At 64.5% G+C, this 7,614-nt stretch carries 6 protein-coding genes; all 6 read right to left on the bottom strand.

Going from position 1 to position 7,614, the window contains the following annotated elements:
* Nucleotides 1–1,793: 3-hydroxyacyl-CoA dehydrogenase/enoyl-CoA hydratase family protein (locus AC52Q4_RS01950; RefSeq protein WP_495535119.1), on the bottom strand; the 1,793-nt coding region annotated here is incomplete at its 3' end.
* A gap of 37 nt (nt 1,794–1,830) precedes the next feature.
* Nucleotides 1,831–4,323 carry an acyl-CoA dehydrogenase gene (locus AC52Q4_RS01945; protein ID WP_495535118.1) on the bottom strand — a complete coding sequence of 831 codons (2,493 nt, stop codon included), beginning with the start codon at nt 4,321–4,323 and terminating at the stop codon, nt 1,831–1,833.
* A gap of 52 nt (nt 4,324–4,375) precedes the next feature.
* Entirely contained in the window at nt 4,376–4,987 is a 612-nt protein-coding gene (locus AC52Q4_RS01940; RefSeq protein ID WP_495535117.1) for a TetR/AcrR family transcriptional regulator, read from the bottom strand.
* Between the two features lie 777 nt (nt 4,988–5,764).
* Nucleotides 5,765–6,235, bottom strand: a complete 471-nt coding sequence (locus tag AC52Q4_RS01935) for an Rrf2 family transcriptional regulator (protein WP_495535116.1) — start codon at nt 6,233–6,235, stop codon at nt 5,765–5,767.
* A 55-nt stretch (nt 6,236–6,290) separates the two neighbouring features.
* Complete coding sequence (locus tag AC52Q4_RS01930) at nt 6,291–6,794, bottom strand: DUF1249 domain-containing protein (RefSeq protein ID WP_495535115.1); 504 nt, start codon at nt 6,792–6,794, stop codon at nt 6,291–6,293.
* Between the two features lie 46 nt (nt 6,795–6,840).
* Nucleotides 6,841–7,614, bottom strand: a 774-nt coding sequence (gene ppsR, locus AC52Q4_RS01925; protein ID WP_495535114.1) for a posphoenolpyruvate synthetase regulatory kinase/phosphorylase PpsR, incomplete at its 5' end; no start/stop codon positions are given.

Raw genomic sequence — 7,614 nt, 5'->3', positions numbered from 1 at the left:
AGCGCGGCGACCGTATGATCGCAGTGCATAAGAAACTCGCAGCCGCCGCCAAGCGCCATCCCGCGGACACCGGCGACCACCGGAATCGATGCCTCGCGCAGGCTGGTCGTGGCTTGCTGGAATCGCTCCACCATCCGCTCCAGACCGGCGTAGTCCTCGCCTTCGAGGGCTTCGATCACCTGTTTGAGATTGGCGCCGACCGAGAACGGCTCGGAATCCTGCCAGAGCACGAGCGCGCGGCAACGGCGCTCGGCGATGCCCACCGCCTCTACCACGCCGTCCAGCACATCGCCGCCGATGGCGTGCTGCCGCGACGTGAAGCTGAGGATCCCGATTTCGGGTTCGAGGCTCCACAGACGCACCGCTTCGGTTTCGAACAACGTCTCGCCGCGGGGGGGCGAGCGCTCACCCAAGATCCGGTCGGGAAAGTACTGACGCCGGTAGACCGGCAGGGCGGACCGGGGACGATAGACCTCCTCCAGCGGCGCATAGGAGCCATCGGGGGTGTGCACCGCCTCGATACGCTGCACCCAGTCAGGCAATGCCACGTCCGCCAGTGTCTCGCCGGCCTCGATATCCGCCTGGATTGCCGCCGCCATCTCACGCCAGCCACCGGCCTGCCAGAGCTCGAACGGGCCGCGTTGCCAGCCGAAGCCCCAACGGATGGCCAGATCGACGTCGCGCGCGTTATCGGCGATCGCGGCAAGCAGATAGGCCGCGTAGTGGAACGTATCCCGATGAATGCGCCAGAGAAACTGCGCCTGCGGATGCTCGCAACCGCGCAGCCGCTCGAGCAACTGCGCCGACTCGGTCTGGCCGAGGATCTCTTTGACCTCCGGCGCGGCCTCCTGGCGAGCCGTCCGGTATTCGCCGCGCTCGACATCGAGCACCTGAATTTCTTTGTCCACCTTGCGGTAAACGCCGGCGCCCGATTTCTGACCCAGCGCTCCGCTCTCGATGAGCCGGTTCATCCACCCGGGCAACTTCAGGTAGTCGACCCAGGGATCATCGCTCAACCGATCGAGCGATCCCTCGACCACATGCTGCAGCGTATCCAAGCCCACCACGTCCGCCGTTCGAAACGTGGCGCTCTTGGGCCGGCCGATGGCCGTGCCGGTGAGCGCATCCACCACGTCGAAGGGCAGATCGAGCCGCTCGGCGTGATGCATGGCCACCATCAGCGCGAATACCCCGATGCGATTGGCGATGAAATTCGGCGTATCGCGCGCGCGGACGACGCCTTTTCCCAACGTAGTGGTAAGAAGGCTCTCCAAGCGATCGAGCACCCACGGCGCGGTCCGCTCGCTCGGGGTCAACTCCACCAGTCGCATGTAGCGTGGCGGATTGAAGAAATGAATGCCGCAAAATCGCTCCCGGAGGGTTTCGGGAAGCACGTCGGCGAGCTGGTTGATGGACAGCCCCGACGTGTTGCTGCCGATCAGGGCATGGGGCGCGAGGTAAGTGGCAATCCGCGCATACAGATCGCGCTTGATCTCGAGCCGCTCGGCCACGGCCTCGATCACCAAATCGCAATCGCGCAGCGCCTCCAGATTCTCCTCGTAATTGGCCGGCTCGATCAGCTCGGCGTGCTCCGGCGTGGCGAGCGGGCTGGGCTGCAACTTGCGCAACCGCTCGATCGCCTTGCGCACATGGGCATTGGGCTCGCCACCTTCGGCCGGCAGCTCGAAGAGCACCGCCCGCAAGCCCGAGTTGACCAGATGGGCCGCGATCTGCGCGCCCATCACACCGGCACCGAGGACGGCGGCGCGCCGTACGTGAATGACTTCGCTCATCCTTTTGCTCTCCTCCTTTACGGCCTGCTCACCGAACTCAATCGACGGCGCGGCGCGCCCACGCGATCTCCCGGCGTGCCGGCGGCTCTTTGCGCTCCTCTTCCGGCGCCAGCTCCGCCGGGTCGAAGGCGTCGGTCTGAATGGCATCCCAGCGCAGTCGCTCGTATTCTCGGACCAAAGCCGCCTCGTCACGTTCCAACACGTTGCGCTCGATACAGGAGGCCAGCTGCTCCTCGAAGGTGTAGCCGTTGACCTCGCCTTTGCCCATTGCCTTGACGAAGCGCTCATAGGGGGTCTGCGCGCGCAGCAGCATGTCGAAGGCGGCTTCGATCCGCCCGCACGGGTCATCGGCGGTCCGGCCCAGATAAACATGCTGGGTGATGCGGTCACGCACGCCGCCGGCCTGCATCATCTGCCGGGCGATACGGGCACCCACACGATCGTCCGGCGCCTTATACGATCGGCCCAGAGGGAACACCGCGAACCGCAGGGCAGCGCCCACGCCGGCGATCGGGAAATTGTCGAAAAACCGGTCGAAGGCTTCGTAGATCGCGTTCAAACAGAATTCCACGGCCCACTGCACCGAAGCGAGCTCCTGCTCCGGGCGCCCGGCGTCGGCATGGTATTTGAGCACCGCCGAGGCAAGATAGAGATTGCTGAGCACGTCGCCCAGACGGGCGGAGAGGCGTTCCTTGCGCTTGAGCTCGCCGCCGAGCGTTGCCAGAGTCACATCGGCGACGAAAGCCAAGGCAGCGCTCATCCGGGTGAGCTCACGATAATACCGCGCCGTAGGGCCGTCGACCGGCGTGGCGGCAAGACGGCTACGGCTCAGGGCATGCGTGAAGGCCCGCACGCCACGACTGCTGGTATACGCGAGGTGGGCAAACAGCAGCCGGTCGAAGCGTTCCAGGCCCCGTTGCGGGTCCGTGTCTTGAACCGCGGCCATTTCCTCGAGCACATACGGATGGCATCGGATCGCGCCCTGGCCGAAGATCATCAGGCTGCGCGTGAGGATGTTTGCGCCCTCGACGGTGATGGCGACCGGAATGGCCTGGTAAGCGTAGCCCAGGTAATTACGTGGGCCGTAAATGATGGTCCGCCCGCCATGGACATCCATGGCGTCGTTGACGCTCAGGCGCATCTGCTCGGTCATGTGATACTTGGCGATGGCCGAAACGACCGCCGGCTTGACGCCCATATCGCCGGCGCTGGCCGTCAGCACGCGGGTCGCCTCCAGCAGGTAAGTGCGTCCGGCGATTCGCGCCATGGCTTCCTGCACGCCCTCGAACTCGCCGATCGGCAGCTTGAACTGCTGGCGGATGCGGGCATAGGCACCGGTCATGCGATAGCTGAGCTTGCTCGCCGCCGCACCCAGCGCCGGCAGAGAAATGGCGCGCCCCACGGCGAGGCATTCCACGAGCATCCGCCAGCCCTTGCCGGCCATGCGCTGACCGCCGATGATCCAATCGAGGGGGATGAACACCTCGTCGCCTTCGACCGGCCCATTCATGAAGGCGAGCCCCATCGGATAGTGCCGCTTGCCGATGCGCACGCCCGGGTGGTCCGCTGGAATAAGCGCACAGGTAATCCCCAGCTGCTCCTCGCCACCGAGCAGACGCTGCGGATCGTGGAGCTTGAACGCCAGCCCGACGACGGTTGCGATCGGCGCCAGGGTGATGTAGCGCTTGCAGAAGCTCAGACGGATGCCGAGCACTTCCTGTCCCTCGTGCTCGCCTTTGCAGACAATGCCGTAATCAGGCATGGAGCCGGCGTCCGAACCCACGTCCGGCCCGGTCAATGCAAAACAGGGAATCTCGCGCCCGTCAGCCAGTCTCGGCAGCCAGTAATTCTTCTGCGCCTCGGTGCCGTATTTCACCAACAGCTCGCCCGGGCCGAGCGAGTTCGGCACCATCACCGTCACCGCGGCAGAGAGGCTGCGCGTCGAGATCTTGGAGACCACCGTCGACTGCGCCAGGGTGGAAAACGCGCGGCCACCGTATTCCTTGGGAATAATCAGGCTGAAGAAGCGCTCTCGCTTGAGATAGTCCCAGGCCTGTTGGGGAAGATCGTGGTCCTTGCGGACGATGCGGTCCTCATCCAGCATCTCACAGAGCGTTTCAACCTGATCGTCGAGAAACGCCTGCTCCTCTCGCGTGAACTGCGTCACCGGGAAGCCGAGCAGCCGGGACCAGTTCGGCCGCCCCCGAAACAGCTCGGTCTCCCACCAGGTATCACCGGCCTCCAGTGCCTCCTGCTCGGTCGCACTCAGGGCGGGCAGCGTCGCACGGAAAAGATCGAATGCGGGGCGTGTGATCAGGCGACGGCGCAGGCTGGCGACATTGAGCACCACCGCGGCTGGCACGAAGAGCAGCGCGGCGATGAGCATCCCCAGCACGCCCAGCCCCCCGCTGGCAAACAAGGCGAGCAGGTAGGCGCCGAGCGCTGCCGTCCATATCTTGCGCGACACGCCGGCGTAGGCTAGCGTCCAGACACCGCCAATTCCGATCAGGGTTGCAACCAGGGCGTACATAGCACTCCTCCGTTGATGTCGAGCGACAGCGCGCGCCGACTCTCACCGACCGCTATGATTGGGTGGCTCCCTCCGCACGCATGAGCTCTCGGGTGTAGCCGGGGATGAGCGCTTCCCCGATGAAATGCAGGTATTCTTGGAACTCCGCCTCGACGGGAATGGCCTCGGGGGCATCACGACGCAACTGCAGCGTGCCGAGAAACACCGAGTAGGCCAAGATGGCACGCTTCGCGGCTTCACCCGCCGACAACCCCATGGCCGCGTAACACTCGCGGAGAAACGCGACCCGGTGGTCCATCACCCGCCTCACGACCGTCTGAATCGGGCGGTTCTCCATAGCGCCGGTGAGAGCGAGGTAGAGCCGCCCCGCGCGCCGGCCGCCATCCGCCTCGCGAAACAACCGCGCCAGTCGCTTCCGCGGATCCCGCTCCTGTGCCGCCCGTGCAAGCACTTCGTCGGTCTCGCGACGCTCCCAACGCTCGAGCGCCGCCTCGAGCAGAGCCCGACGGCTGGAGAAATGCCAATAGAAGCTGCCTTTGGTGACGCCGAGGCGACGCGCCAAGGGCTCGACCGCTACCGATTCGAGCCCGGATTCCGCGATGACTTCTAGCGCGGCATCGGCCCAGGCACCGGCTGTCAATGGCTGCCTGACGTCTTCATACATGCAATCAAACTAGTCCATACGCAAGCGTATGGCAACCTGTCTGAGCGACGCCAGCGTTGCTTTTACCGTGGGCGTGTCCGGAGAAAGCGATGGCACGCCGAGGCTCGCACGCGAGCTTCGGGCAGGAGACGAGTGGCATCACCACCGCCGCGCCGCCCATATTACCCTGCGGTTGTCGGCCCCTTGTCCGCATGGGCGCGAGCCAACGTTACGCGCCGGTGGCGCTACTACGGGGCCGTAGCCCCCGCCTTGAAAACTTCGGGCCTTTTCCCGCTCAGTCGTCGCTATTGCGACTCGGAAGGCGTCGCGGTCGATAGCGGATCCGCACGCGCTTGTGCGGGCCGGCTTCGGTTTCGGTCTGCGCTTCGGCTTCGCGCGTCGGGGCTACCTCGGGGGGGGTGGGGGGAAGAGGATCACGGGAACGCCGGCGCTTAACGCGGGGCGGCCAGCGCCGGAACTTCTTGCTAGTGTCCTCTGTACGCATGACCTTCTCTTTGCTGTAGGTATCGGGTTTGCCAACTCAGGAGCACCTCGATTCGGCGTCCCTACAGCACTAATAGGTGCCCCTCCTGAAGTTTGCAAGGCCCGGGGCGATGAGTTCCTCGAGCCGGGGCCTTCGCGCCGACACCGCGGGCCGTTTCGCGGGTTCGTGAGGAAGCCCGTCACGGGCAAGCGGCCCACGCACTCGTCGAGGCCAAGGCGCCACGGGCGCATGAGCGATCGAACGCCCATCGAGCGAAAAGGCTTAACGGGGCGGGAGAGCGGATCCTTGACCGATCATTCAGCTCCGCGGCCCGAAGGTGCGCCATCCGCGGGCTGGGGCACGGCGGAACGGGAGAGGGCGCCGATGGCCGGTTCGGCGGCGAGTTCCGCCAAGCTGATTTCGTCCAGGAAATCGTAGATCTGAGCGCTTAACTCACTCCAAAGATCGTGGGTCAGGCAACGCTCCGAGTTGGCCTCGCCGTCGAGACGACCGTCGGCCGCGCCGGCATTATCGTCCACCGCCACGATGATATCCGCCACCGTGATCGTATCGGCCGGCCGCGCCAGGCGATAGCCACCACCGGGCCCCCGGACGCCTCGCACCAACCGGGCACGGCGCAGCCGGGCGAAGAGCTGCTCCAGATAAGACAAGGAAATCCCTTGGCCTTGGGAAATATCCGCCAGGATGACCGGTTCGCGGCGCTGATGCAGCGTCAGGTCCAACATGGCGGTGACGGCATAACGGCCTTTCGTGGACAGTTTCATGCGGCCCCTCGAGCCAACCGATGTCCCAATGCGCGCGCGGATTCACCTCGTGCAATCAACCCGTCCAACGACGCGCCTGGGGACGAAGCGCGGGCTCCGCCGCCGAGTCCGTTGCGAACGCGTGTCCCTCACCCAGGCAATAGCGCAGCCAGCGATTGAGAAACCGGTTGACCTCCCAACGCCAGGCCAGCGTGCCTACCGGCGGCGGCTCGCGAAACGACCAGTAGCGAAACCCCCGCAGCCAGGACTCGGGCAACACCTCGGCCACTCGAGCATCGTGATAGACGCGGAGCATGAGATTCGGTATCACTTCCGGCTCATCGGCGTGGCTGAACCGATGCGTTAGCCGCAAGCTGGTCGTGTAGGCGTGCCGATCCCGAACCTCCATGTGGAGATCCACCGCGCCGTCCACCCGTGAGGTGACAATGTCCTGCGAGCGATCGAGATCGGGAACCAACCGGCGCAAATAAATGTAGTTGTTCTCGTACAACTCCATCAGCCCGGCGAAGCTATGGGTGCCGCTCGACTGTAAGGCACTTACACGCGTATCGAACATCATATCTGAATCATATCACAGGGCCGCTGCCGCGAAGGGGCGCCGACTTTTAGTAGAGACGCCGGCGCAGTTTGCGATCGTGAACAATGGTACTCGCGATTTCTTCGATCGACATAATGGTCGTGTCGCTCATGGGGACGTTTGCCCGCTCGATGAGCCCGATGGCGCGGCTGACCTCATACTGGCATTGCCGCAGCGAGGCGTAACGGGAATTGGGGCGGCGCTCGGCGCGGATGCGAGCCAGCCGCTCCGCCTTGATGGTCAATGCATACAGCTTGCGACGGTGCAGACGCAACGGCTCGGGGAGTCGCCCGCCGAGCAAGTCTTCCTCGGTGATCGGATAGTTCGCAGCGTAGATGCCGTACTGCAGCGCGAGATAGATACAGGTGGGCGTCTTGCCGCAACGTGACACACCGATCAGTATGATGTCAGCCTTGTCGTAGCGGTGGGTGTTGGCGCCGTCGTCTTGGCCGAGCGCGTAATTCATCGCGTCGATGCGCACATCGTAGCGTTTGCTGTCGACCATTCCGTGGGAGCGGCCTATGGCATGGCTCGAGCGCACCGTGAGTTCCTTCTCCAGGGGGTCGATGAAGGCCTCGAAGAAATCGAAGACAACCGCATCGGCCGTGTGCACCGCCGCCCGGATCTCGTCGTCGATGATCGTACTGAAGACGATTGAACGAGCGTTATTGGCCCGGTTGGTCTCGGCGATCCGCTGGACTGCGATCTGGGCACGCGCGATGCTGTCGGTGAACGGGAGCGTGTATTGCTCGAATTCGAGATCGAATTGGGTCAAAAGACTGTGACCCAACGTCTCGACCGT

This window comes from Nitrococcus sp. (assembly GCF_059432795.1).
This window is presented reverse-complemented; position numbering and strand designations above follow the sequence as displayed.